Consider the following 25,561-nt stretch of genomic DNA (forward strand, 5'->3'; position numbering starts at 1 on the left):
GCCTACATTTCGCTCCTAATGTAAATAGCCTCTTTTGAAAAGCTCATATCCCCTACCTTTGCCCTAAACCAAACCACTCATGATCACTGACGAACACGGCAACCTCTACAAATCCGCCGCTGCCCTGCAGGAGGTAATCACGCATTATTACCATATCTTCAACCCTGCCGGCAGCACCCCTATTCGTAAACATCTTTCCCCTAACCTGGAAATGATGGTAGTGATCAATTTTGGCGCTGATATACCTTTCTCATTTGGCAGCGAACCACCAGGAGCCTATCAAATCAAGGAAGCAGCAGCGATAGGTCCACTGCGGAAAATGCTCAATTACGAGCTGCCTCCCGGCACGGATGCCATCGTGCTCAACTTCCACCTCAATGGATTTTACCGGATATTCAGCACGCCCATTGATCAATATCAGGACGTGGTATTCCCGGTAACATTGCCGTATATACAGGAGCTGTGGGAGGAGTTAAAGGCTGCCGATATTCATCAAAGAATAGAGATGCTCAATGCATACCTGCTATCCCGGGTAACAGACAATGACCCTGGTTCAGGCCCGCTGCTGGCAGGCAAAAACTACTTTCACGACCCTGTCATCCAGCCGGCGAAAGCGATTGCCGCCAATGCGAATATTTCAGAAAGAACTGTTCAGTTAAGATTCCAGAAATACACGGGATATTCACCGAAAGAATTGCTGCGGTTCCTCAGGTTTAAAGCAGTCGTTAACACTATTATCTCCCAAAAAGAAAAAATACCTGATGTATTTGACCTGATCGCCACCTTTGGCTACCATGACCAGAGCCACCTGATAAAGGATTTCAGGTATTACCTGGAAACGACACCGCAGCAATTTATTAAAGCATTAAAAGATAATTTTTTTGTACCCGGTTCAGGAAGAAATGCCGGTGCTGAATAAAGGGTAATCAACCTTTGAAATAACCTGCATGGTCCTTTACAAACTCAACAAAACTACGTGCAGCCTTACCCGTTACCTCCTGCACCGCATTGCTGATGCCAGCCGCCTCTCCGCGGGCATAATGCGCATAATCTTCCATCAGCCCCTCCGCCTGCCATTCGGGGAAACCTAAGGACAATACCGCCTGCAGCATATCTTCGGGAGCTACATCAATATAGCGTACTGCCTTGCCTGTTACTTCAGATAAAATACCTGCCAATTCATAATGGGTAAGGGATTCCGGGCCTGTAATATCCAACACTTTATTATACCAGCGGTCAGTGGTAAGCGCTGTTGCCGCCACCGCAGCAATATCCCGTACATCCACCACGCTTACTTTTGCATTCCCTGCAGGCGCATAGAACTGGCCTTTGTGTATAATACTATCCCGGAATAACAAGAAGCCCTGCATAAATAAATTTGGCCGCAGGAAGGTATAGGCCATACCGCTGGCTGCTATATGAGCTTCCACGGCAGCATGGTAACGGAGGAACCGCACCGGAGAAGCAGCATCTGCTTTATATTGCGACAACTTCACCAGGTGCTTCACTCCTGCTGCCGCCGCAATATCCGTAAAAGTAATCTGCTGGCGTTCCGCACTGGCTGTGGAATTGGTTAACAGGAAAGCGCTTTGTATCCCCGCTACTGCGTGGCGTAGGGAATCAGGGTTATCAAAATCTCCTACTATCACTTCTGCACCCTTCATATGTGAAAACCTGGCTGCATCCGCCGCATTCCGCACCATCGCACGGAAAGGAATACCCTTTTCCGCCAGCATATTCGCGAGTACAGTTCCAATTTTACCAGTTGTTCCTGTCAGCAGGATCGTTGCATGTGTTTTTTCTGTGTTCATAGCTTTGTGATTTATACCACAAAACTCTATGATCGGCGACCGATAAAATTGTAAGAAAACGAAACTGCCGGGTATTACCCAGCTACAAATCCGGGAACCTCTTCAAAAAAATGCCTGCATCTAAACACAAAAAATTCCCGGGAAAAGGTCAGCGCTTACGCGCCTCCCCCTCCCGGGCAACAAAAATTGGGGTTTTTCGATAACTACTTCCTCACTTTTTTCTCAAAAGCGTCAGAAGCCTGGTTAATCTTGTTTCCAATGGATTCAAACGAGTGGTTGATTTTATCCAATGTGGACTGGATCTGCGGCTGTACGGTCAAATCCCCGCCTTTTTCCTTGGTACGCAGATCAATCAATGTTTTATAATCTTCGTCCGCCAGCTTTTTGTAGTCTTTCAGACCCTGGGTGACAGCGTCTTTCAGGCCGGCGTCGTCGATGGATTTCATTTTGCCAACGGTTTCAATGGATTTATCCAGGTGCTCGGACCAGGATTTGCGCACAGTTTCCGCTTTGGCGTAGTCCTGGCTGCTCATGGCGCCGTTCATGGCATTCATATCTTTCTCATTCTCGTTCATCACGGTCATCAGCTTATTGTTGTGTTCCACAGGGTCAACGGCGGTATCGCAGCTTACAACGTTCATACTGATAAGGGCTGCTCCGAAGAGCGCGAGGATGCTGTTTACTTTTTTCATTTTAATCGAGTTTTTCATTTTGATACCACAAAAGTAGCTGACCAGGGAGCTTGGCGATATCCCTGAAATCAGCCATTTTTAATTCCTATACTATAGTAATTTTGCAGGTAATTGATAAATACTGATCTATTTTGTACCGTTTACTGCTTACCATTGCCTTCCTGACTGCTACGGTTTGTGCCCAGGCCCAGCTGCTGGCCGATTCGCTCAGGAAAGTCATAGCCCGCAAGGACCTGCCGCTGGAAATGCGCATCGACGCCATGGACCGGCTCGGACAGGTCGTGTTTTTTAATACCGGCTGGAAGGAAGGGCTGGACATCCTCCGCCAGTCCCTGGAGCTGGCCGCCCCCATGAAGGACGGTAGCTACCGCGCCCATACCCATGGCATGATGGCAGCTTCCTACTACATCTCCGGGGATGCGGAAGCCGCCTACCGGCATATGGACAGCGCCACCATGTACATCCGGCACTCCAACAGTAAACTCATGAAAGGCTATGTGCTGTACATGAAAGGCTGGCTGCAGGTCCGCGAGCGGCAGGAAACGGACGCGATCCACACCCTCCAGGAAGCCCTGGACGTGCTGGAAAAGGCTCCTAACGGCCTTACCTATATCCAGCCCGTGTATTCCGAACTGGCAGGCGTGTACTTCAAATGGTACGACCTGGTCAACGTCGAAAAATACACCCGCCTCTCCCTCAACGCCGCCATCCAGCTCAAACAGCTGGAAAAGCTCATCAGCGCCAACCAGGAACGGGGAGGCTACTTCATTAACCTCTACCGGGAAAATAATGACCGCAAAGAAGCATTGGACTCCGCGCTGTATTATATGCGCAAATCCCTGCACCTCGCCAGGTCCAACCGGGAGCGGATCGTAACGCCCAGCAATATTCCCTTTTCCGCCATCGGGATCGCCAATATCTTCCGGGAAAATATGCCGCCCACCCCTGCCAATAAGGACAGTGTGGACTATTACAATAACATTGCCCTGCAGGAAGGTAAGCTTACCAAACAATTCGCCGTGGAAGCAGGGGTGTACAATGAGCTGGCCTCCGAGGCCTTCAAACGCGGGGACTTCCAGTCGGCCGTCAATTACCTCAATGGCGCCATCCTGGTAAGCGCCAAAGACCCGCTGTTCGATAAATACAACCTCTCCCAATCCCACCTGGGCCTGGCGGAAGCGTATGAACAGCTAAAAGACACCGCCCTGGCCCTGCAGAACTACAAACAGTACATGACCCTCTACCAGGAACTCTTTGACGTGGAAAAAATGAACAAGGCCAAAGACCTGGAAGCCAAATACGAAATGGCCCGGAAGGAAAAGAACCTGCTGCAAATACGCCTCCTCGCCGAACAGCGCAATAAGGAGCTGATACAGGCCCGCTACCTCTCCGGCCAGAAAGACAAAGCCCTGCTGGAAGCCCGGTACACGGCCATCCTGAAGGATAAAGCCCTGCTGGATGCCAAGTATGAAACGGAAATGAAGCAACAGGCCCTCACCACCGCCAACTACAAAACATCGCAACGGGAACAGGAGCTGAAAGTCATGAGTCAGCGCTTCGCCTATAACCGCAAGCTGAATAAGATCTACTCCGTACTTACCATCGCGCTGTTCCTGGCGGCGGCCTTCCTCTATTTTGCCTTTAAACAGCGCTCCAAAGCGCTGAAACAAAAGCAGCAGCTCCACAACCTGGAACTGGACCGGATCAAACAGGAACACCGGATATCCATGCTCTCCGCCATGCTGGAAGGCCAGGAGCAGGAACGTACCCGCCTCGCCAGGGATTTACATGACGGACTTGGCGGATTATTGTCCGGGGTAAAAATTGAATTGTCGGCATTGAACGCCCCGGCATCCACTTCTCCGCAACAAACTATCGTCCATAAAACCCTGCGCCACCTGGATAATGCCGTGGACGAACTGCGCCGCATAGCCCGCAGCATGATGCCGGAAGTACTGCTTACCTATGGCCTGGGAGAAGCCACCCGCGAGTATTGCAACGGTTTGAAGAAATCAGGCGTACCCGTTACCTGCCAGGTGTATAATTACCGGAATGATATGAGCCACGGGCGACAGGTAACGCTCTACCGCATTATGCAGGAGCTGGTGAATAACGCCGTAAAGCATGCCGGCGCTACGCAAATCCTTGTGCAGCTGCAACAAAGCGACCATCGCATCTTCCTGACGGTGGAAGATGATGGCAAGGGATTTGACCAATCCGAACTAGCCGCGCTCAAAGGGGCAGGACTGGCCAACATCCAGTCCCGTACGGAAATGCTGCAGGGCAGCCTGGAAGTATCCTCTTCCCCCGGCACCGGCGCCTCTTTTACTATTGAATGTTCTGTAAACTAATAAAGCACCATGATTAAAGTAATATTGATAGACGACCACCCGATTGTAATGGAAGGACTCAAGAACCTGCTCGCCACCCGTGAAGAACTCACCGTGGCCGGCTGTTTCAGCAACGGTGCTGCCGGCCTGGAAGCCATCCAAACCCTGCAACCGGATGTAGTGCTGCTGGACATCAACCTGCCGGACATCAACGGCATTGACCTCTGTAAACAGGTACGTAAAAATGATAAAGACGTAAGGATTATCGCCCTGAGCGTCCACAACGAACGCCCGGTAATTAAAAATATCCTCAACAGCGGCGCTAATGGCTATGTGCTGAAAAACTCCGTAGGCGAGGAAATCATTATGGCTATCAACTCTGCGCTGAAGGGCGACACCTACCTTTGCAACGCCGCCCGGGAAATCCTGAGCCAGATACAGGAAGGAGAACTAACGGATATTCCTAAAATCACCCGCCGGGAAAAAGAGATCATGGGACTGGTGAGCAAAGGGCTGACCACCGCACAGATAGCCGAACAACTCTTTATCAGTACGCATACAGTGGAAAGTCACCGTAAAAACCTCATCGAAAAATTTGATGTAACTACCATGACCGCTGTAATTAAACTGGCCACGCAATACGGTTTGCTCTAATATCTCGTCTTAAAATAGCTGTTTTCAGGGAGAAAAATCCCTGGCCCCCGGCCGTAGCTTTGTGTTATCAAATTTTAACAACAAAACGAAAACAGCATGGACAGAAAAACCTTGGCTATTATTTCTTACATCTCCATCATCGGATGGGTTATTGCATATTTCCAGTATAAAGACAAACCTAAAGATCATTTCGTAAGCTATCATCTCAAGCAGGCATTGGGTATTGCCATCATCAGCATTATCCTTGGCGTGGCCATCAACCTGGTGGTGAGCCTCGTGCCTGCCTTGTCGGTAGTACGGTATGCCAACATAGCTATTCTCATCCTCTGGGTGATGGGTATCATCAACGCCTACAACGGACAGATGAAACCAGTACCTGTAGCGGGTCCTATCTTCGAAGGCAAATTCAGCTTCCTCAACGCATAATTTCATCCTGATTAACCACAAAATCCTTACACTATGCAAAGAATCGGATCCTTTTTAGTAATCATAGGCCTTTTATCCATTGTCGCTGGTTTCTTTAACTACGTGCCCAAAGTACTCATCTGGATATACCAATGGGGAGAGCCTGTTGCCTGGGCTATAAAAATCGGCCTCATTGTAGTAGGCGGTGTGCTGTACATGATGAGCAATAAAAGTTCAGAAGAAGTAACAAAGTAGTATATATACAAGAGGTGGATCACATACTTTCAACGTCCATTCCTGGACTGAAAGTTCCCGGATTCCCGGCATTGCTCGCCGGGAATCCTTTTTTAATGCCTTCCGTGCCGGGGCGCGGTTCTCCTGAGTTGGATGTTGCTGGTGGGATTCAGGAAGAGCGGGTAGAGTTCCACCTGCACGCTGCTGGCGTCCAGGCCAAAGCCTTTTTCTTCCGACAGCGTGTATTCTTTCAACCAGAAATAAAACTCCATGATCCAACGCTCAAAAATGGAGAGCTGGTGGCCCTGGTTCAGGTAGGCTTCCATGACCACGAAGGTAAAGTCGCCCGTAACATGCCGCTTTTCCAGGCTCTCGTAGCGGCTGGTGATGTTCACTTCGCGGCGGGCCACCAGGTCCTGCAGGGCGGTGCGGAAGAAGAGGTCGATACGCGGCTGCACGCGGAAGCCCAGCTTGAAATCGATGCGTATGATTTCGTTGGGCAGGTAATGCGTTACTTCATATTCCGTCGTATAAGGATCATCTAACGTTTGCACATGCACGAACCAGTAGATGTCCGCCCGCTTGGGCTGCCGGCGGAAGATCGAATAAATGATCTTGTTATCAATTTCCCCCGGGGAATCGGAGGCCGTTAAAAACACCAGGTGGGTACTGGTCTTGGGTACGGCCGTATCATTGCTCAGCTCCCGCAGCATGGGCACATAAGGTTCCAGCTTTACAAACTCCGCCAAACGGTTCTTGATACGCCTAGCCTTATAGCATACGTACATTACCCAGAACAGGCCGCCGGCTACTACCAGCGCCACATAGCCGCCATGGGCAAACTTAACGAGGTTGGCAAAGAGGAAACTGCCTTCAATCGCCAGGTACACAGCGAGGAATAAATAAATCACCGCAGGCTTCACCCGTTTTAACACCAGGTAGTTGGCAAACAACACGGTGGTAGCCAGCATGCAAAGCGTGATAGCCAGGCCGTAGGCGGCTTCCATATTGGTGGACTTCCGGAAATACAATACAATCCCGCAACAGCCCAAATAAAGCAATACGTTGATACCCGGCAGGAACAACTGGCCTTTCTGCGTAGTGGGGTAATTGACTTTCATGCGGGGCCACAGCCCTAACCGCATGGCCTCCCCTATGAGCGTAAAGGAGCCGCTCACCAGGGCCTGGCTGGCAATGATGGCGGCGCTGGTGGCAATGATGATGCCTATCAGCAGGAACCAGTCCGGCATGATCGCGTAAAACGGGTTAAACCCTGTTTTAATTAGTTCATCCGTTACCGTTTGGTGGTTCATGTTTACCAGCAGCCAGGCGCCCTGGCCGAGATAATTCAGGATCAGGCAGGTTTTTACCATCACCCACGATACCCGGATGTTGCCCCGGCCGCAATGCCCCAGGTCGGAATACAGCGCTTCTGCCCCGGTAGTACAGAGGAAAACACCGCCCAGTATCCAGAAGCCCCGGGGATAGGTAAAGAGCAGGTGCAGGCCGTAATAGGGGTTGAATGCCTTGAAAATAACAGGATAATGCATCAGGTTTAACAGTCCCATCATGCCCAGCATCAGGAACCAGACCGTCATAACGGGGCCGAATAAACGACCGATGGAATGCGTGCCGAACTGCTGCAGTAAAAACAGGATGGTGAGTATCGTCAGCACAATCAGCACGATGGTGCCATCCGCAATTTCCCCGATGTTACGAATGCCTCTCAATCCTTCGATGGCGGAGGTGACAGACATCGGCGGGGTGATCATCCCGTCCGCCAGCAGGGAAGCGCCGCCTATCATGGCCGGGAACACCAGCCATTTGCGCCGCCGGCGCACCAGCGTGTAAAGGGAAAAGATGCCCCCTTCTCCCCTGTTGTCCGCCTTCAGGGTGAGCACTACGTATTTGATGGTGGTTTGCAGGGTGAGGGTCCAAATCACGAGAGATAAGGAGCCCAGGACCACTGTTTCCGTCACCGTTTTATCTTTCAGGATGGCATTGAGGACATACAGCGGAGATGTGCCGATGTCCCCATAAATAATGCCCAACGCAATCAATAACCCTGCTGCCGTAACTGATTTATGGTGTTTTGTACCCATGCAAATGTGATTACATCAGTTCAAAAAAGTGTAGTCGTCCGATTTTTATTTTGAGCCCTGGTTGCAGGGGGATCATTTTTTGTACTGCATCCCTTGCCCGCTTTGTTATTACCGCAGGAGGGCCAGTTTGCGCGGTAAAACTCCCACGATAATTACAATCTGCTTGCCAGATTGTTGTAACGCCTGCGGTTTAAGAGCATGCATAAAATTGCCCCGGACATTTGTACGTCCGGGGCTTATTAAAAATTTGACGGGTGTTTATCCGGCTAATACTTTAGCAGCACCACCCTATCCGCCACCGTCTTCCCGGTGATCTTTCCAAACTCGCTATCAAAATCATAGTGAATACCACCATACACCCTGGAAATGCTGGCTTCATCAATCATCTGGTTAAAGCTGCTGAAAGAGCGCGGGGCAAAGCCTTCCGGTACTTTCTGCTGGTCCGTGAAGCTGTAGGCGGCGCCGAATTTAGCGGCCATTACATTGCCGGCAGCGCTGGTAAAGGTGGCGTGGCCGGAGGTGTAGCTGGGGAACGGCGGGGTGGCTATCAGCGGCGACCATGTGCTGTCTATCTGGCTGCGTATATACGTTACCGGGCGAAGCACGTTGTAATGGAACTTGTATTTCCAGCATTTGATGCCGCCGTCATTCAGGCTGATGCCTACCTGTGCAAGCAGGTTGGCCGCAACGCTGAGGTTGAGGTTATTGTCGCGGATGAGCTGCGCCGCAATAGCAACCAGGTGGCCGGGAGGAGTAAAGGTTCCGCCGCCATCCGCCCAGTACAGCGCGATGTCCTTCTCTTCCGGCGTGCCGGCAACGCCTTTCTGGTACACCAGCATAGCGGCTTTGTAGAAGTTGCTGGCGGTATCCGTGGAGTAAGCCACCGGCGGATAAGCCACCGCATCCGTCCAGTGCGGCTTCAGCATAGTGCGGTTGTTGCCCCAGTAAGGCAGCATGGCACGCTGGTATGCCGGCGGCGTGGGTACCCAGAGGCCGGGGCCTGCCGGAGGGATGTAGTCCGCCGGGAAGTTGTTCAGATAGCCGTCCTTACCACCATCCGTCAGGGACCACTGGTAAATCAGCGTGGCCACCTGCTGACCGTAGGCGATAGAACGGGTCATCACATCCGCGCTGCAATTGTTGGCATAGGTTACGCGGTTGGTACTGTCCAGCTGGTTGATCAGCTGCACATTGGCGGCGCTGGCATTGGGGAATAACTGCTTTACAATGGACGCCAGCGCGCTGTTGGCCGCTATGGCCCAGTTGTACTGCTTGTACGGGGATGGCGGAGGCAATGGCGGCAAACCGTTCAGCTGCCCGCCTAATGTTTGCGCATAGGCGCTCCTGCCTACTACGGCATCGTGCAAGGCAATGCCGGTGTAGGCAATGGCCCGCGCGGCCACGGGCGGACTAAAGCCAGGCGTTTCCTTAATCAGCTTTAATTCCAGCGTGTACCACGACAACGGTACATTTACTTCCCCGTTCACCGTTTCTACCTGGACGGCAGCAACGGCTGGTTCCGGGACCTGCTGAAGGGAGGCGTCCTGCTTCTTACAGGCATACAGCACAAAAACGAGGAAGAGCCCCGTGAAACGGGTCAACAAACAATCAATTCTCATTCTTTTACTTTTAGAGGTTACAAAATACAGGGTCAGAAAGTAGATAGGGCGATTTTGGATTACAAAGATATTTTGCCGCTACGCAGCCAATCAGCGTAGCGAAAAAAAATATACAGAAAAACAGAATTTATTTGGAAACCGGTTTGTCCGGCAAGGGGCGAATCACGACTTCGTCTATACGGTGACGGTCCATTTTGGTGACTTCAAAGCTTACATTGTTCAGAATCACCTTCTCCCCCTCCGCAGGGATGTGTTTCAGCTTGTCGATGACCAGCCCCGCCACGGTATTATCCGCCCTTTCATAATCATAGAGCCAGTCGTACCCCAGGGTTTCACGGATATAGCTCAACTTCGTATAGCCATAGGTTTGCCAGGCGCCGTCCGGGAGTTTTTTCAGGAAGCGCTCTGAAATATTGTATCCCGGCAAACTCCCGCCCATCAGGCCGGACACAATATCATGATAGGAGATCATGCCTTCCAGCGCGCCATATTCATCAATCACAATAGCCATATTGGTATTCTCATTTTTCATCTGCTGGAAGATGTCGTAAACTTCCTGGTTGACGGATAGGAAAGATACCGGTACCACAATTTCTTCCAGGGGCTTCTCCGGATACAGGAAAAAATCTTTTACGCCGAGGGCGCCCAGCATTTCCTTCTCCGGCGTAATGACGGGGAAAGTGCGGTGAATGCTGTTTTTGATCACTTCCGTTATCTGCTCCCTGGTCATATTCGTGCGGATGGCGGTGATCATCGTGGCCGGGGTCATGATGTTTTCCGCTTTGAGGTCGTAGGCGGTGAAGAGGTTTTTATGCAGGATGAACTCTCCCTTGTCAATCACTCCCTGCTTATAGGCCGCCGTGAGCATGCCGCGCAGGTCATTTTCAGTAATCTTTTCCTCCCGGATGGTGTTGATGTGAAAAAGGCCCAGGATGGCTTTGGTGCTGGCCGTGAGTAACTTTATAAACGGATAGGTGATTTTGGAGAAGATGACCATGGAAGGGGTAATGAAATAAGATACCTTCAGAGGGTCCAGCAGGGCGAGCGTTTTAGGGATCAACTCCCCGATTACAATCGTCAGGTACGTAATTGATCCTACCCCGATGAGCAGGGCCGTGAGGTGCGCCCAGGAGCCATGCATGCCCCAGGCGATGAAGCGGGGCTCAAGCATGGCAGCCATCAGATCGCCGCCGTACAGCCCTTCCAGGATACCCACCAGCGTAATGCCTACCTGTACCGCGCTCAGAAACTCATCTGGTTCACGAATGAGTTCCAGCACGCGCGCCGCCTTTTTATTACCCTGGTCTACCTGTTGCTGCAAGATAGTTTTGTCCACAGAGATCAATCCTATCTCCGCCAGGGAAAAATAAAAATTCAAAGCGATCAGGACCAGGATGATGATAATGGAAATCATATGCAATACGGTTCTTGTTGCACTAACAACCGGTGCAACCTATTGTTTACGTAATTAAGCCGGGATTGGGGAGATAAATACCCGTTATGGCTTGTATTTATCCAGGATGTTCTGCCATACGAGCCGGGCCAGCTGCTCCTGCTCCACCGTTTTCAAACGCTCCTTCAGCGTCACCTCCCCATCTTCATTGAATTCCAGGTGTTCGGGAATGAAGTCCGGCACCTGGCCTGCGTCCGCCACGGGGTCCACCTGGTAAGTAGTGCTGTGGGCCTTATGGTCCACTTTTACATGAAAACTATAAGGTTTGTTGTCGATGTAAACGGTAATATCAGTAATTTCCATTTCGATTTTTTTTAGGAAACCTGAAACAACAGCCATACCAGTTATACGAAAAAAGTATGGGAACGGACAAACAACCATGCTCTGCTGATCGTTTACCTGGTGGAACGTCTGTCTTCACCAATTATTAATTTTTACTATGGAAAAAGATTTTGACATGGTCGTTATCGGCTCCGGACCCGGTGGTTACGTGGCCGCCATCCGCGCCGCGCAGCTGGGGTACAAAACCGCTATCGTTGAAAAATACGACGTACTGGGCGGTACCTGTACCAATGTAGGCTGTATCCCTTCCAAGGCTATGCTGGACAGTAGCGAGAGTTACTACGCCATCCTCCATAAGGGACCTAAACAGGGCATCGTTGCGGACAATATTAAAGTAGATTTTGAAAGGCTCATTACCCGCAACCGCGAAGTGGTGAAATCCAATACCGACGGACTCGCCTACCTGATGAAGAAAAATAAGATCACGGTATTCACCGGCAAGGGCAGCTTTGTCAACAATACCACGATTAAAATCAGCGGAAAGGAAGAAAAGACGGTCACTTCGAAATTTTTCATTATCGCGACCGGGTCAAAACCGGCAACACTGCCAGGGATTACAATAGATAAAAAACGGATCATTACTTCAACAGAAGCCTTATATCTTTCCCAACAACCCAAAACTATGGTAATCGTAGGAGGTGGCGTGATAGGAGTGGAAATGGCCTCCGCTTATAGTCGTATAGGCACACAGGTGACCGTGGTGGAATATGCCGACAGCCTGATACCTACCATGGATAAGGAACTGGGTAAGGAACTGCAAAAAGTACTTGCCAAACAGGGGATCGACATCCGCACCAGCTGCAAAGTGCAGACGGTGACCAGCGATGGCAACAGCGTAACGCTGAAATACCTGGATACTGCCGGCAAGGAACAAACCGTTGGCGCGGACTACTGCCTGATGGCCGTTGGCCGCCGCCCGTACACGGAAGGCCTTGGACTGGAAAACGTAAAAGTGAAGCTGGATGCAAAAGGCCGCGTGGAAGTGGACGATCAGCTGCGCACCGGCGAAGAAAATATTTACGCCCTCGGCGACGTGATCCGCGGCGCTATGCTGGCGCACAAAGCGGAAGATGAAGCGATTGCCATCCTCGATAACATCCAGGGCCATACGCATAAAATCGACTATCTCCGTATTCCAAACGTCGTATATACCTGGCCGGAAGTGGCCGCAGTAGGCTATACGGAAGAACAGCTGAAAGAAGCCGGCATCCCGTATAACAAGGGAAAATTTCCGTTCATAGCCAGCGGCCGCGCACGCGCTTCGGACGACCTGGACGGGTTCTCAAAAGTACTCATCGATCCCAAATACGGGGAAGTGCTGGGCGTGCACATCATCGGCGCACGCGCTGCGGACATCATTGCCCAGGGCGTAATAGCGCAGGAGTTTGAACTCACCGGCGCGGAACTGGGTAAAATTTCCTACGCGCACCCGACCTTCTCCGAAACGATGAAAGACGCCTACCTCGCCGCCACCGGCAGAGGCGCGATCAATATTTAGCCGTAAAAACATCCTTTTCTTTTTTATAACTCCTGCAGTAATTATTTTTACGGCAGGAGTTATTATTTTATGACAGAGAAGCCCCTCATTGATAAGAAAAAGTTACTGGAACGCTGGGAAGGAAAATACGCCTGGACCTATATTTCATTGCCTGAAATTGAAAAAGACCCGCGTCAGCATTTCGGCATGCGCAAAGTGCGCGGTACGATCGATGGTTTCGAAATACCTCCCTGCAACCTCCTGCCGGCAAAAGGCGGTCACATGATCTTATCCGTGAATGCCGCCATCCGCAAGATGATTAAAAAAGAAGCCGGCGCTACCGTCCACCTGGTACTATTCCCTGACGGGGAACAGCCGCAGGAAGTAGCCGCGCAGGATTTCATCGATTGCCTGCATGACGAGCCCGCCGCCTTGGCGGCTTATAACGCTATGACGGCCGCTGAAAAGAAAAAGTGCCTGGAATGGCTGATGGAAGTAACGGTAACGGATACACGTATTCAGCGTATGGCGGATGCGATTAATCACCTGGCCGCAGGGCGGACCTATTTAGGGACAAAAAAATCAAGCTGATTTCGTACAAGGGCGGACGTTATAGTCATAACCAGGGGCCGGACGGTGTCTTAAGATTTTGAGGTTGCTCCAATCCTTATCCCTACAAGCAACGCGAAAAATAAGAAGGTCGCCTGCCCCGGTATGACCAGTAAGTTGATGAAGAAAACTACGGGGATGGCTGCTACTTTCAATTGCCGGGAAATACAGATACCACTTCAACACCGGCTGAGCGCAAAAAGTTTAATCCGGTAAAAAATACCTTTAAGCCTGTTGCTGGAAGGCGTACGCAATAGTTTGCGACAGGAGGTTCATATTATCCGCCGGCAGGCATCCCCAGCCGGAAGTAGGATGGCCGAGTCGCGACTGGCAAAATAATTCCGCCACGGCAGGCGCCGCAATATGGATCAGTTCTATGGCTTGTATCGAGAGGGCGATCGCCGTTACAGCAGCCCTGGCCTGCAAAGCGCCCGGGGGTTGGGTAAGCAGTTGTTCGGTTTTAACCAGGTGTTGATCCAGCAAAGGGCTATGCCCTTTTTCCGCCTGGAAATATTGCAACAGCGCCGTAAGCGAAGCCGGTTCCTTACGCATGGCGCGCAGCACATCCAGCGCCTGCACATTGCCGGAGCCTTCCCAGATGGCATTCACCGGCACGTCGCGGTAGAGCCGGGGCAGGATGGATTCCTCCACGTAACCGTTGCCGCCGAGGCATTCCATAATTTCGCCCATGGCCAGCACGGCTCTTTTTGTATTCCAGTACTTGGCAACGGGAGTGGCTATACGAACAAAGTGGGTGGACTGCTCGTCCTGCAGGGCATGGCCAGCACCGTGGCGCCGATGGATTCCAGGGCAAGGTCCGCCAGTACATTGCGCATCAGGGGCTGGTTGATGAGCGTTTCCCCAAAGGCCTGCCGGTAGCTGCAATGATGTACCGCTTCCGCCAGGGCGCGCTGCAGGGTAGCCGCGGAGCCCACCGCGCAATCCAGCCGGGTATGCCTTACCATCTCCATAATATTTGCCACGCCTCTCCCTTCCTCTCCTACCAGCTGCGCCCAGGCGCCATGGAACTCCACTTCGCCGGAAGCGTTGGACCGGTTGCCCAGCTTGTCTTTCAACCGCTGGAAGTAAAGCTTGTTCTTAATCCCGTCCGGCGTAAACCGTGGTACGAGGAAGCAGCTTAACCCTCCGCTGGTTTGCGCCAGCACCAGGAACGCATCGCTCATGGGCGCGCTGCAAAACCATTTGCGGCCGGTCAGGTAATAAATACCGCCGCCGGCCGGCGCGGCAATAGTGGTATTGGTACGTACGTCGCTGCCGCCCTGCGGCTCCGTCATGGCCATGCCAAAGGTGAGCCCGTTTTTATCGTACCAGGGGATGGGGCGGGGATCGTATTTATCGGATAATACCAGCGGCAGCCAGGTATCGGCAATTTCGGGATTGATGCGCAGGGAAGGCACGGCGGCAAACGTCATCGTGAGCGGACAGCTGGTACCTTCGTCTATCTGCTGTTTGAGGTAGGAAAGCACGCTATGCGCCAGGTAGCCGCCGTATTTGTCCGTCGTCCACGCGATGGCATGCACACCGGCGCTGATGCTCACGTCCATCATCTCGTGGTAGGCCGGGTGAAACTCCACCAGGTCCAGCCGGTTACCGAAGCGGTCATGCGTTTTGAGGACGGGGGTATATTTATTGGCCAGGAAGCCAGCCTGCTGCATAGCGCTGCTGCCCATGGCGGCGCCAAATTTCACCGCCTGGGGATGTATCCAGTCCGCCCCATAGGCATGCGCCGCATCTTTCAGTATCCGGTTGCTGACGAAGGCGTTATAATCTTCCAGCACAGGGGGCTGGTTCTGGGAACTGTAAAAATCGAAATCCGCTTCCTGCATGGGGTGGTGTTTTGGTAATTAAATTTAAGCTATTCTGCCGAGTAAAGTTCAGCCGCCTTCCTGATGCGGTCCCTTATCCGGTTGCGCAGTTTCAGGGGCTCCAGCACTTCCATCCCTTCCCCAAAACCCAGTATCTCCTTTTCCAGTTCAAAATTCTGCACCACGCGCAGCTCAATGACCGTTCGCCCGGCGCCGGATTCCACTACCTGCTGGCTTTTATGCAGGGGTTTGGTGAGCACATACGGGATATGCTCATTTCTAACGGCAATGCGTACACGACTCGGCCGCAAATCCATTACCGTTGCGCCGATGGTATGTTCGTAATAGGTTTCCGGCGTGTGGCCGCTGCCGTTAGGCTGGTATAATTTGTCCTTATTGAGGGTAATGCTGATAATACGATCCAGCGCCAGGGATAAGGGAGCCGCCACGCCGGTTTTAGTACCTACCACAAACCAGCGGTTCTTGAACTCCTTCAGCCACCAGCCGTGAAACTCAAGGTGGGAAGCGCTCCTGGCTTTGAACGACTGGTATTTAATATCCAGCACTACCTGGTTGACGATCGCTTCATATATAATATCCAGGTGGTGCAGCCCTTTCAGGTACTCGTTCTTTTCAAAGTCTATAATCGTTTGCTGCCCGTGGCCGGAGGCATACACGTGCCCTTCCAGCTTTTGGACCACGCCGTTCAGGTGTTCAAAATGCGTAAAGCCTTTGAACTGCTTCAGCACTTCCACGGCCTCCGTCATGCGGCTAAGGTCCGCATCGCTGAGGGGGATATTGGTGATACTGTAATCCGGATCTTCGTAGGTATAATATTTCTTGTCCACGATGATGATGGGGGCGTTGTATCCCAGCTTATCGCTGCGCATCATCTGTATATCCGCCTGTATCGTGCGGCGGCTGATCCCTTTTTCCATCCCTTCATAGTCGTACAGGGTATCGGATACCTTCCCGATAAGATCAGCCAAAGTCCAGCGCCGGCGGCGGTTCCGGAGGCAGGCATCAATTGTTTTATAGCGGATCAGGGCATTCCTGTTTACAGGCATTTCAAAAAAATTTCAAACAAAATAGAAAAAAATTTTTACTGCGCAAAAACACTGCGCACTTACCCTTGCATCTTTGTATCGTCAATCACACAGTAAAACAAAACGAGATGAAATTCAATTTAGAGCGCAAACAGCAACCGGTTATCACCAACCACGAAGGAGCAGAAGCCTATGCCATGACGCCTGCGATGGAGCTGTACAGCACCGTAGTAACGGCTTCTTTGAGCGATCAGTTCTACGAAGGCAACGCTGAAAAACTGAATCGTATCCGTTTGCTGATGGCTAAAAATGACCCGGCGTTTATTGCGAAACTCGCAGTATATGCCCGCGAAAAAATGTACCTCCGCAGCATCCCGATGGTGCTCGCGGTGGAACTGGCCAGGCAGCATACTGGGGATGGACTGGTAGGTAAAATGGTATCCCGCGTGGTACAGCGTGCGGACGAGATCACGGAACTGTTAGCCTACTACACCCTGGCCAACAAACGCCAGGAAACCAAGCAACTGCATAAGCTGAGCAAGCAGGTGCAGAAAGGGTTATCCGCAGCGTTCAACAAATTTGACGAATACCAGTTTGCCAAATACAACCGTAAAGCGGCCATCACCCTGCGCGATGCCTTGTTTATCGTACACCCGAAAGCGAAAGACGAAGCGCAGCAACAGCTGTTCAACAAAATAGCGAAGCAGGAGCTGGCCGTGCCTTTTACCTGGGAAACGCAGCTTTCCGCTGCCGGCCAGTATAAATATGATTCGCCGGCAGCCAAAACCATGGCTTTCAAAACTATCTGGGAGCAGTTGATCGACAGCGGCCAGCTGGGTTATATGGCCCTGCTCCGTAACCTGCGCAATATGTTGCAGGCGGATATCAGCGCCGCGCATATCCAAAAGGTATGCGACCTGTTAGGCGATACGCAGGCGGTACAGCGCGCAAAACAGCTGCCATTCCGGTTCCTGGCCGCATACCGCGAGCTGCCGGCCCACGGGGCAACCGCAAAGCTCCGCGAGGCCCTGGAAAAAGCCGTACAGGCCAGCGTCTGTAACATGAAGGGTTTTGATGGCAACACCAAAATCGTGATTGCCTGCGACGTGTCAGGCTCCATGCAACGGCCGGTTTCCGCCAAAAGCAAAGTGCTGGCCTATGATATAGGACTGATGCTGGGAATGCTGTTACAGTATAAATGCGACCACGTCATCGCCGGTATGTTTGGCAATTACTGGAAAGAGGTGGAAATGCCGGGGAAAAACGTATTAGCAAACGTGCAGGAGTTCTATAAACGCGAAGGCGAAGTGGGATACAGCACCAACGGGCATGACGTCCTGCGTAGCCTGATCAAACGGAATTACAAAGCCGATAAGGTGATGTTCTTTTCCGACCTGCAGATGTGGAATTCCAATGGTAATCCACATGCCGACTCCTTCCGCCAGGCGTGGGCAGATTACAAAACCCGGGTGGCGCCCGCAGCAAAACTTTACCTCTTCGACCTGATGGGGTACGGCCAGGCGCCCCTCGACATCCTGGAAAACGATGTATATCTCATTGCGGGGTGGAGCGATAAAGTATTTGACGTGCTGGAAGCCCTTGAAAAAGGACAGGATGCATTGAGTAAGATAGAGGAAGTGGTTTTGTCGTAGTCCGGTTTGTTAATTCTAATAATATGAATCACCGCAGGTGCCGTAGTTACGGGATACTTCGACTGGAACCCGGAGGTAGCAGGTGCAACTCCTGCCCGCGAGCAATCGCAGGAAGCTCAACGAGTAGAGCACCGGAAATAGAAACCTGTAGCGAATTTTTGCCCAATGGTGATTTTTTACAGCCTTAAAGGAAGGTGTCGTTTTAATGGGTTACTTCTTTGTTAGAAACTTCCACCCATTATAGTTATTACCCTTCCTTTTTTTCTTTTTTGCGCAATCTACTATTAGATTTAATCAATACACTATCAGGTTGATAGCTAAGTTTTTATTTACTTTGGAAACAATCACCCAGCAACCAAGCTATTGACCAACGCAGCTGACTTCCACGATGAAACCGGCCTCCTGACCGAATTACAAGCCGGCAATCAGGCAGCATTCCAAGCGCTGTATGAAAAATACCATCATGCGCTGTACCGTAAAACATTCCAGCTGCTTCAATCCGGTTCCGAAACGGAGGACGTCATCCAGGAAGCCTTCATTACCCTCTGGGAAAAACGTCATGAAATCGATACCGCCAGGCCTTTAGGCCCCTGGCTTTTTACCGTTACTTTCAACCGCGCCGTCAACCACCTGAAAAAACAACTCCGCGAGAAGAGCAAAGCGGCGGAGCTCCTAGCCGTTGCGGATAACGATTACCTGGAAGTGGAAAGGCAATGGCAACTGCTGGAAACGGCCGTCAGTCAACTCTCCCCGCAGAAGCGCCGGGTGTTCCAGCTTTGCAAAATGGAAGGCCGCACCTATGAAGAGGCCTCCCAACTGATGGGTATTTCACGATACACCGTCAAAGAGTACCTGGGAGAGGTAATGCATATCCTGCGGGAGTATGCCCGCAAGCATGTTAGTTACGATACTACTTTGGTAATACTGCTGGGTCTTTCCCTACTTTAAAATTTTTTCTCTCCCCACCCCCCCTTTTTTAAAAACCCATTGTATATAATTATTAAACGCCACTAACGCATTTTGAAAAGCGATCAACAAAAGTTAAGAGATATCCTGTCGTCCCCGGAACGCACCCCGGAAGACGAGGCCTGGCTCCGGTCCTACCTCGCCGCCACCGATGCGGCGGAGTTGCGGGAGCTGGCCGGGGAGCTGTTTCAACGCCACCTGGAACAGCATCATCCTCTGCCACTTGCTACTTCGGAGCGTATGTGGGATAATATTAGGGAAAGAACTAATGCCGCCGCAGCCACGGCGCCCCGTATCCGGCGCATGTATTGGCTGGGGGCTGCCGCCGCAGCGCTCCTGGCGATAGCGCTCTACCCCCTCCTTACCCGCCATCAGAAAATGCCATCGCATGTGGCGCAAGTCATACGGCCGGCAGGCAATAAAGCCGTGCTCACCCTCGCCGATGGCTCCAAAGTAACGCTCAGCGATACCGGCAGCCAGGTGATCAAAGCCGGCAACGTAGCCATAGAACAGCACGAGGGCGAGCTGCAGTACAGCAGCAAACAGGCGGCTGCCAATGCGTATAATGAGCTGGCAACGCCCCGTGGCGGCGTATTCCAGGTCGCCTTGCCGGATGGCAGCCACGTATGGCTCAATGCCGCCTCCTCCCTGAAATACCCGGTAACGTTTACGGATAAACGAACAGTGACGCTTAACGGGCAAGCCTACTTCGAAATAGCGCCGGATGTCAAACATCCCTTCTTCGTGAAAGTAGGCGATATGGAAGTGCAGGTACTGGGCACCAGTTTCGACGTGATGGCTTATAGCGACGAACAACAGGTGCATACCACGCTGGTAAGCGGCGCCGTAAAAGTAGTACAGCACCAAAATTCCACGTTATTGCAACCGGGGCAGCAGTCCCGCCTGGACCCCGCCACCGGCAGCATCAGCGTACACAACGCCAATATAGACGAAGTCCTCGCCTGGCGCAACGGGATGTTTGAACTGGAAAATACAGACCTCCCCACGTTCCTGCGCCAACTCGCCCGCTGGTACGATATAGATATCCGTATCAACGCGCCGGCGGCAGCAGTGGCAGTGAAAAAATTCGGCGGCCAGATAGGCCGCGATGTGAACCTGCAAGATGTTATGAAAATACTGGAACTATACGATATACAATGCAAGCTGGAGAACAGAACACTCACGGTAGTCGCCGTGCATTAATGTAACAACCAAAATACGAACAACCAAAGCTATTGCTATTTAGTCGCACTGATTAAAAACGGGTCATCTATGATTATTTACTGGTACAAAAAAACAAATCAACTATAGTCTATAACTAAATTCCACTGATGTATGCATCCGAATTCCTCTAACGGGGCACCGCCTGCCGCGGCGCCCATGGCATTGCCATACCTGCGCCGGCAATCGATTTCCGGAAAGTATGGCGATAAAAACCTATCAAAAATATTCAGGATTATGCGCATTACTTCTCTCCTGCTATTCCTCGGAATGATGAACGTGTATGCTACCGGCATCGCCCAGCATATCACCATCACCGCAAAAAATGAACAGCTGAAAACGGTACTGAAAAAAATTGCCAGGCAGGCAGGCGTGTACCTGGTGTATGAAGAAAAAGAACTCAGCGCCATCGCGCCGGTCAACCTGCAGGTAAAAGACGCTTCGCTGAAACAGGCGCTGGACCTCTGCTTTAAAGATCAGCCTCTGGTGTACAATATCATCGATAAAACCGTGGTGGTGAAAAAGAAGGAGGTAATAGCTGCCCCCGGCACTCCCATGGTGGCCCCTCCACAGGAAAAATACCTCCGGATCCTGGGACGTGTTCTGGAAGCCAAAGACCCTCCCGGACCGCTCGTAGGCGCTACCATCCAGGTGAAAGGCAGTACCAAAGGCGCGCACACGGATGCGGACGGGGTATTTGAACTGCGCGTGCCTAAGGGCGCCATCCTCCTTGTATCGATGATGGGTTACAAGCCCCAGGAATACATAGTCCACGAAGAGCAGGCGAACCTCATCTTCTCCCTGAAAGAAGATTTAAAAACTTTGGACCAGGTAGTGGTTACCGGTTTTGGTACACAGCGGATAAAAAATATAGCCAGCTCCGTGGCCACCGTGAATATGGACAATGTGAAGAACAAACCCGTAGTGCAGTTGTCCCAGGCTTTGCAGGGCGGCGCTACAGGCATACAGGTATCGCAAACGACCGGCCTTGTCGGGGGCGACCAGGCCAATATCCGCATCCGCGGCGTGGGCACGCTGCTCAACGCTTCCCCCCTCGTACTGGTGGACGGGGTGCCTTTCGATATGAACAACCTGGACCCGAATACCATTGAAAGCATTACTGTATTGAAAGACGCCGCCGCCGCTTCCATGTACGGCGCGCGTGCAGCCAACGGCGTTATTATCATCACCACCAAACGCGGCGTAGCCGGCGTGCCGAATATCGAGTACAACGGCTATTACGGTATTCAGCGCCCGCAGTATATGCCGGACTTCGTGGACGCCGCCACCTGGATGCGCATGAACAATGAAGCGATGAAAAATTCCGGCGGCAATCCTATTTATTCCGATTCCATCATCGCGGTAACGCAAAGCGGTATCGACCCGGTTAAGAACCCGAATACCAACTGGCCGGACCTCGTGCTGCGCAAATCCATTCCGCTGCAACAGCATTCCATCCTGGTATCCGGCGGTAATACGGCCGCCCGCTTCTCCCTCTCCATCAACCAAACCTGGCAGCAGGGCCATGTGAAGAATTCCGATTACAGCCGCACTACCGTACGCGCCAACACCACGGTGGACCTGATGAAGAACTTCTTCATCTACATGGACCTCTTCGCCTCCCGCAGCCAGCAAAACCAACCCTACGCAAGCAACAGGCTCACCACGGATATCTATCGCAGGATATATACCGTACCACCAAATATCATTTCCAAATTTCCTGCAAGGGACGATAATCCCGGCTATACCTACTACGGCATCTACGGCGAAAGCTGGAACCCCGTGGCCATGCTGGAAAAAGGCGGTAAGCTGAGTAAAACACGCGACGAAGCGTTGCTTAACCTCCGCCCGCAATGGAATATCCTGCCGGGTTTAAGCCTGAAAGGCCAGGCGAGCTACCGCGTGGGTTCCGGCATCGATAAGGCCGACCAGGAATCCTATATCTTCTTTGACTATTATTCCAACCGCACCGCCGGCGTTAACTACCCTACCGTTAAAAACGCTACGCTCACCGCGAGGGAAAGCTACCTGTACTTCGGCGGCAACCTGGATTATAACCACGATTTCGGCAAACACAATGTGAACGCCATCGCCGGCTATACGCAGGAACTGCGCACGTACGACTCCTGGAAAGACGTTGCCCTGCGCTCCCTCTTCGCCAAAGTGTTCTATACCTATGACGACCGCTACCTGCTGGAAGCAGGGCTGCGCCGCGATGGCTCCTCCCTCTTCGGTGATGGTAAAAAATGGGGCATCTTCCCTTCTGTGGCAGCGGGCTGGAATATAGACAAGGAAGCCTTCTTCAACGCCAACTTCATTGACGCCTGGAAGATCCGCGGCTCCTGGGGCGTGCTGGGGAACAACAACGTAGACCCCTACCTGTATCAATCCACCATCGATGCCGGCAACGGTACGGAAACCGTCATCGGCAATCCTAACCTGAGCTGGGAAAAAGTGAAGGAGCTGAATATAGGAACGGACATTCACTTCAAACCCGGCATCAGCATTACTGCTGAATGGTACGATAAGCTCACAACGGATATGATCATCACGCCGCAGCCCAACTACACTTCCGGCACCGGCATCGGCAGCGGCAACAACGGCGCGCCCATCAATGTGGGCAGTGTAAGAAACCGCGGGGAGGAAATCAAAATCTCCTACCATAAAGTACTGGGCAAGGAATTTATTTTCGATGCCGGCCTGGGCTACAGTAAAAATAAAAGCAAAATCCTCCGCCTCGTAGGCAACGGCTTACCAATTATCAGCGGCAATACCATCATGTACGAAGGCGGCTCCCTGAAAGAGTTCTACGGCTATGCCACACAGGGCTTGCTGCAACAGGCGGATATTGATAATCCCAAAATCATGAAGCTGATCGGGCAGGCTGCGGGCGATGTGCATTTCCTGAATACAAACGGGGATACCATCATCAACAACCTGGACCGCGTACCGCTGGGTAATACAGAGCCAACGGATGTCTTCTTCTTCAACCTGGACCTGAGCTATAAAGGTTTTGACTTCAGGACTTTACTGTCCGGCGAGTCCGGCGCCGCCCTGTTCTACTCCGGCAACCTGGCCATTCCGCTCAACATCGGCGGCGAAAGCGGCACGCCGCAGAAATCCCAGCTGGATTACTGGACGCCTCAAAACACAACGGCTTCCCGCCCGCGTTTGACGCCTACGCCAGGCACCAACGCCAACTTCTCCGACTTCTGGCGGGTGAACGGCAGATTCCTGCGCGTACGTTATATCGAACTGGGCTACAACCTGCCGCAACCGGTGGCCAGGAAAATAAGGGCGAAGATGCTGCGGGTGTACTTCAACGCGCAGAATGCATTCACCTTCTCGAAAGTGAAATTGTTTGACCCGGAAAGCGGCGGCGATCAAAACACCGTTCCACTGCTGAAAGCGTACACCCTGGGCCTCAATCTTAAATTCTAATAATCAGGATCATGAAACAGCTTCATAAAAAAATTTTCACCGGCCTGCTGGCATCTTCCCTGCTGTTTGGCTGTTCAAAAGATTACCTCGAAAGGGATAATCCTACCGCCACTACGGACGATAAATGGTGGCGGCTGGAATCCGACCTGTTCAACTACCTGGAAGTGATTTATAACAACCAGATGTCGCCCGGGGCGCTGATCACCTCTTCCTCCTACCAGGCGAACTGCCGCATGCACATGAGCGGCATTACGGACGAATCAGTTTTCCGCGCCAACTTCGGCAGCTGGAACAGCTATCCCCTGGGGGCCGTTACCACTACGGACGGTTATTTGTCAGACACCTACCGGCAGAACTATAAGGACATCCGCAACGCTTCCCGTATCCTTGAAAACTATTCCAGGATATACATGGAAAGCCCCGTGCTGAAAGAGCAGCGCGCTGCGGAAGCGCGGGCATTGCGGGCAAGGGCGCATTTGAACCTCTTTCTTTTCTTCGGTCCAATCCCTATCGTCAACAAAAGCCTGGAACCCGCGGAAGGCGCATCCATTCCCCGCAATACGGCGGAGGAAGTGGTCAGCTTCATCACCACGGAGCTGGATTCCGCTGCGGAAATACTGCCGGCAACCTATGCCAGCAGCGAGGCCTACAGGATGTCAAAAGGCGCCTGCTATGCCATGCAGGTACAGCTTTTCCTGAGTATCAAAAATTACCCGAAGGTGATTGAATATGCGCGGAAGCTGATTGACCTGAAGGTCTATGACCTGCACTACAGCACTACTCCGGGCGTCAACAGTTATGCACAGCTGTTTTCGTACGATGCGCTGGAAAACAAGGAGCGCATCATCTTCCGCCGCACGGGCAACTCCGGCGCGTTTTTCAGGCTTGCGCCCAAGAGCTTATCCGGCCAGGCTTGTAACGGCCCAACCGCCGCGATGGTTAACAGCTACGAAACCTTGCAGGGCAAAACCCTGGACGAACTCGGGGCGGACAGCCTGGCGCTGTATTGGAAAAACCCGTTGTTTAAAAACAACCGCGATCCCCGCCTCTCCGCCAGCGTACTCTTTCCCGGGCAGACGTTTGTAAACCGCCTGCTGGATCCGTTCACCTCCGGGTCGGTAGACCAGATAGGCGCCGCGCAGTCGACCCAGACGGGCTTTTGGGTGAAAAAATACGTAGACCCTAAGGACGTATCCCGCAACAACTCCGGTACGCTCAACTTCATGATCACGCGCTATGCGGAAATCCTGCTGAGCTACGTGGAAGCGCTGGTGGAATCAGGCGACTGGCAAAACCCGGATGTGCTGCTCTACCTCAATAAAATCCGTAACCGCGCAGGCATGCCCAATGTGAATACCGCTGTGTATAACAGCCAGGCAAAAATGCGTGAGCTATACCGCCGGGAACGTAAGGTGGAACTGGCGTTTGAAGGTACCCGTTTGTTTGACATCCGCCGCTGGAAGATTGGGGAAGAAGTGTTGAGAGGCCCGGCCATGGGCGCTATTAACCCAGGCACCGGGCAGCCTGTAGTGGTGGAAACGAGGGTATTTGATCCCGAGCGGGATTACCTCTGGCCTATTCCGCTGACGGAGATCAACGGCAACCCGGCCATGAAACAGAATCCAAAATGGTAAACGCATATATTCAGTACACTTAGGAAGACCCAGAACGGCCTTTCGAC

At 52.1% G+C, this 25,561-nt stretch carries 21 protein-coding genes; 12 read left to right on the forward strand and 9 right to left on the reverse strand.

Going from position 1 to position 25,561, the window contains the following annotated elements:
- Window positions 1–79: 79 nt before the first annotated feature.
- Window positions 80–919, forward strand: coding sequence for a helix-turn-helix domain-containing protein (locus tag BOC67_RS18320; protein WP_291912179.1), 840 nt, complete (start codon window positions 80–82; stop codon window positions 917–919).
- Between the two features lie 7 nt (window positions 920–926).
- Here the strand turns inward: BOC67_RS18320 and BOC67_RS18325 are convergent, their stop codons facing one another.
- Window positions 927–1,811, reverse strand: coding sequence for an SDR family oxidoreductase (locus BOC67_RS18325; RefSeq protein WP_291912181.1), 885 nt, complete (start codon window positions 1,809–1,811; stop codon window positions 927–929).
- A 203-nt stretch (window positions 1,812–2,014) separates the two neighbouring features.
- Window positions 2,015–2,503 carry a hypothetical protein gene (locus BOC67_RS18330; RefSeq protein ID WP_291912183.1) on the reverse strand — a complete coding sequence of 163 codons (489 nt, stop codon included), beginning with the start codon at window positions 2,501–2,503 and terminating at the stop codon, window positions 2,015–2,017.
- 131 nt (window positions 2,504–2,634) lie between these two features.
- Between BOC67_RS18330 and BOC67_RS18335 the strand changes: the two genes are divergently transcribed.
- From BOC67_RS18335 to BOC67_RS18350, 4 genes are all read left to right on the forward strand, one after another.
- Window positions 2,635–4,854 carry a sensor histidine kinase gene (locus tag BOC67_RS18335; protein ID WP_291912185.1) on the forward strand — a complete coding sequence of 740 codons (2,220 nt, stop codon included), beginning with the start codon at window positions 2,635–2,637 and terminating at the stop codon, window positions 4,852–4,854.
- A gap of 9 nt (window positions 4,855–4,863) precedes the next feature.
- Window positions 4,864–5,487: a response regulator transcription factor gene (locus BOC67_RS18340; RefSeq protein ID WP_291912187.1), complete on the forward strand. Its 624-nt coding sequence runs from the start codon at window positions 4,864–4,866 to the stop codon at window positions 5,485–5,487.
- Between the two features lie 96 nt (window positions 5,488–5,583).
- Window positions 5,584–5,913, forward strand: coding sequence for a DUF4870 domain-containing protein (locus tag BOC67_RS18345; RefSeq protein WP_291912190.1), 330 nt, complete (start codon window positions 5,584–5,586; stop codon window positions 5,911–5,913).
- A gap of 33 nt (window positions 5,914–5,946) precedes the next feature.
- Window positions 5,947–6,147, forward strand: coding sequence for a hypothetical protein (locus tag BOC67_RS18350; RefSeq protein WP_291912192.1), 201 nt, complete (start codon window positions 5,947–5,949; stop codon window positions 6,145–6,147).
- A 92-nt stretch (window positions 6,148–6,239) separates the two neighbouring features.
- Here BOC67_RS18350 and BOC67_RS18355 read toward each other — a convergent pair whose 3' ends face one another.
- From BOC67_RS18355 to BOC67_RS18370, 4 genes are all read right to left on the reverse strand, one after another.
- Window positions 6,240–8,228 carry a KUP/HAK/KT family potassium transporter gene (locus BOC67_RS18355; protein WP_291912193.1) on the reverse strand — a complete coding sequence of 663 codons (1,989 nt, stop codon included), beginning with the start codon at window positions 8,226–8,228 and terminating at the stop codon, window positions 6,240–6,242.
- Between the two features lie 266 nt (window positions 8,229–8,494).
- A complete protein-coding gene (locus tag BOC67_RS18360; protein ID WP_291912195.1) occupies window positions 8,495–9,847 on the reverse strand; it encodes a vanadium-dependent haloperoxidase in 1,353 nt (450 codons plus the stop codon).
- Window positions 9,848–9,974: 127 nt separating this feature from the next.
- On the reverse strand, window positions 9,975–11,261 hold the full coding sequence (locus tag BOC67_RS18365; protein ID WP_291912197.1) for a hemolysin family protein: 1,287 nt from the start codon (window positions 11,259–11,261) through the stop codon (window positions 9,975–9,977).
- Between the two features lie 84 nt (window positions 11,262–11,345).
- Window positions 11,346–11,603, reverse strand: a complete 258-nt coding sequence (locus BOC67_RS18370) for a hypothetical protein (RefSeq protein WP_291912199.1) — start codon at window positions 11,601–11,603, stop codon at window positions 11,346–11,348.
- Between the two features lie 136 nt (window positions 11,604–11,739).
- Between BOC67_RS18370 and lpdA the strand changes: the two genes are divergently transcribed.
- Window positions 11,740–13,140 carry a dihydrolipoyl dehydrogenase gene (gene lpdA / locus BOC67_RS18375; RefSeq protein WP_291912201.1) on the forward strand — a complete coding sequence of 467 codons (1,401 nt, stop codon included), beginning with the start codon at window positions 11,740–11,742 and terminating at the stop codon, window positions 13,138–13,140.
- A 69-nt stretch (window positions 13,141–13,209) separates the two neighbouring features.
- Window positions 13,210–13,710 carry a YdeI/OmpD-associated family protein gene (locus tag BOC67_RS18380; RefSeq protein WP_291912203.1) on the forward strand — a complete coding sequence of 167 codons (501 nt, stop codon included), beginning with the start codon at window positions 13,210–13,212 and terminating at the stop codon, window positions 13,708–13,710.
- A 243-nt stretch (window positions 13,711–13,953) separates the two neighbouring features.
- Here the strand turns inward: BOC67_RS18380 and BOC67_RS18385 are convergent, their stop codons facing one another.
- The 3 genes from BOC67_RS18385 to BOC67_RS18395 are packed head-to-tail and all read right to left on the reverse strand — an operon-like array spanning window position 13,954 to window position 16,621.
- The gene (locus tag BOC67_RS18385; protein WP_291912235.1) at window positions 13,954–14,532 is read right to left on the reverse strand and encodes an acyl-CoA dehydrogenase family protein; all 579 of its coding nucleotides are present in this window, start codon (window positions 14,530–14,532) and stop codon (window positions 13,954–13,956) included.
- Window positions 14,466–15,575, reverse strand: a complete 1,110-nt coding sequence (locus BOC67_RS18390; RefSeq protein ID WP_291912204.1) for an acyl-CoA dehydrogenase family protein — start codon at window positions 15,573–15,575, stop codon at window positions 14,466–14,468. Before BOC67_RS18390 ends, BOC67_RS18385 begins: the two co-directional genes overlap by 67 nt.
- 29 nt (window positions 15,576–15,604) lie before the next feature.
- Window positions 15,605–16,621 (reverse strand): YafY family protein, encoded by a 1,017-nt coding sequence (locus BOC67_RS18395; protein WP_291912206.1) that lies wholly within the window; start codon window positions 16,619–16,621, stop codon window positions 15,605–15,607.
- Between the two features lie 107 nt (window positions 16,622–16,728).
- Between BOC67_RS18395 and BOC67_RS18400 the strand changes: the two genes are divergently transcribed.
- The 5 genes from BOC67_RS18400 (at window position 16,729) to BOC67_RS18420 (ending at window position 25,514) form a co-directional block, all read left to right on the forward strand.
- The gene (locus BOC67_RS18400) at window positions 16,729–18,252 is read left to right on the forward strand and encodes a TROVE domain-containing protein (RefSeq protein WP_291912208.1); all 1,524 of its coding nucleotides are present in this window, start codon (window positions 16,729–16,731) and stop codon (window positions 18,250–18,252) included.
- Between the two features lie 363 nt (window positions 18,253–18,615).
- Window positions 18,616–19,200, forward strand: a complete 585-nt coding sequence (locus BOC67_RS18405) for an RNA polymerase sigma factor (protein ID WP_291912210.1) — start codon at window positions 18,616–18,618, stop codon at window positions 19,198–19,200.
- A gap of 72 nt (window positions 19,201–19,272) precedes the next feature.
- The gene (locus BOC67_RS18410; protein WP_291912213.1) at window positions 19,273–20,421 is read left to right on the forward strand and encodes a FecR family protein; all 1,149 of its coding nucleotides are present in this window, start codon (window positions 19,273–19,275) and stop codon (window positions 20,419–20,421) included.
- Between the two features lie 132 nt (window positions 20,422–20,553).
- Window positions 20,554–23,880 (forward strand): TonB-dependent receptor, encoded by a 3,327-nt coding sequence (locus BOC67_RS18415; protein ID WP_291912215.1) that lies wholly within the window; start codon window positions 20,554–20,556, stop codon window positions 23,878–23,880.
- 11 nt (window positions 23,881–23,891) lie between these two features.
- Window positions 23,892–25,514 (forward strand): RagB/SusD family nutrient uptake outer membrane protein, encoded by a 1,623-nt coding sequence (locus tag BOC67_RS18420; protein WP_291912217.1) that lies wholly within the window; start codon window positions 23,892–23,894, stop codon window positions 25,512–25,514.
- Window positions 25,515–25,561 lie beyond the last annotated feature (47 nt).

The organism is Chitinophaga sp. CB10 (assembly GCA_001870995.2).
GTDB lineage: Bacteria > Bacteroidota > Bacteroidia > Chitinophagales > Chitinophagaceae > Chitinophaga.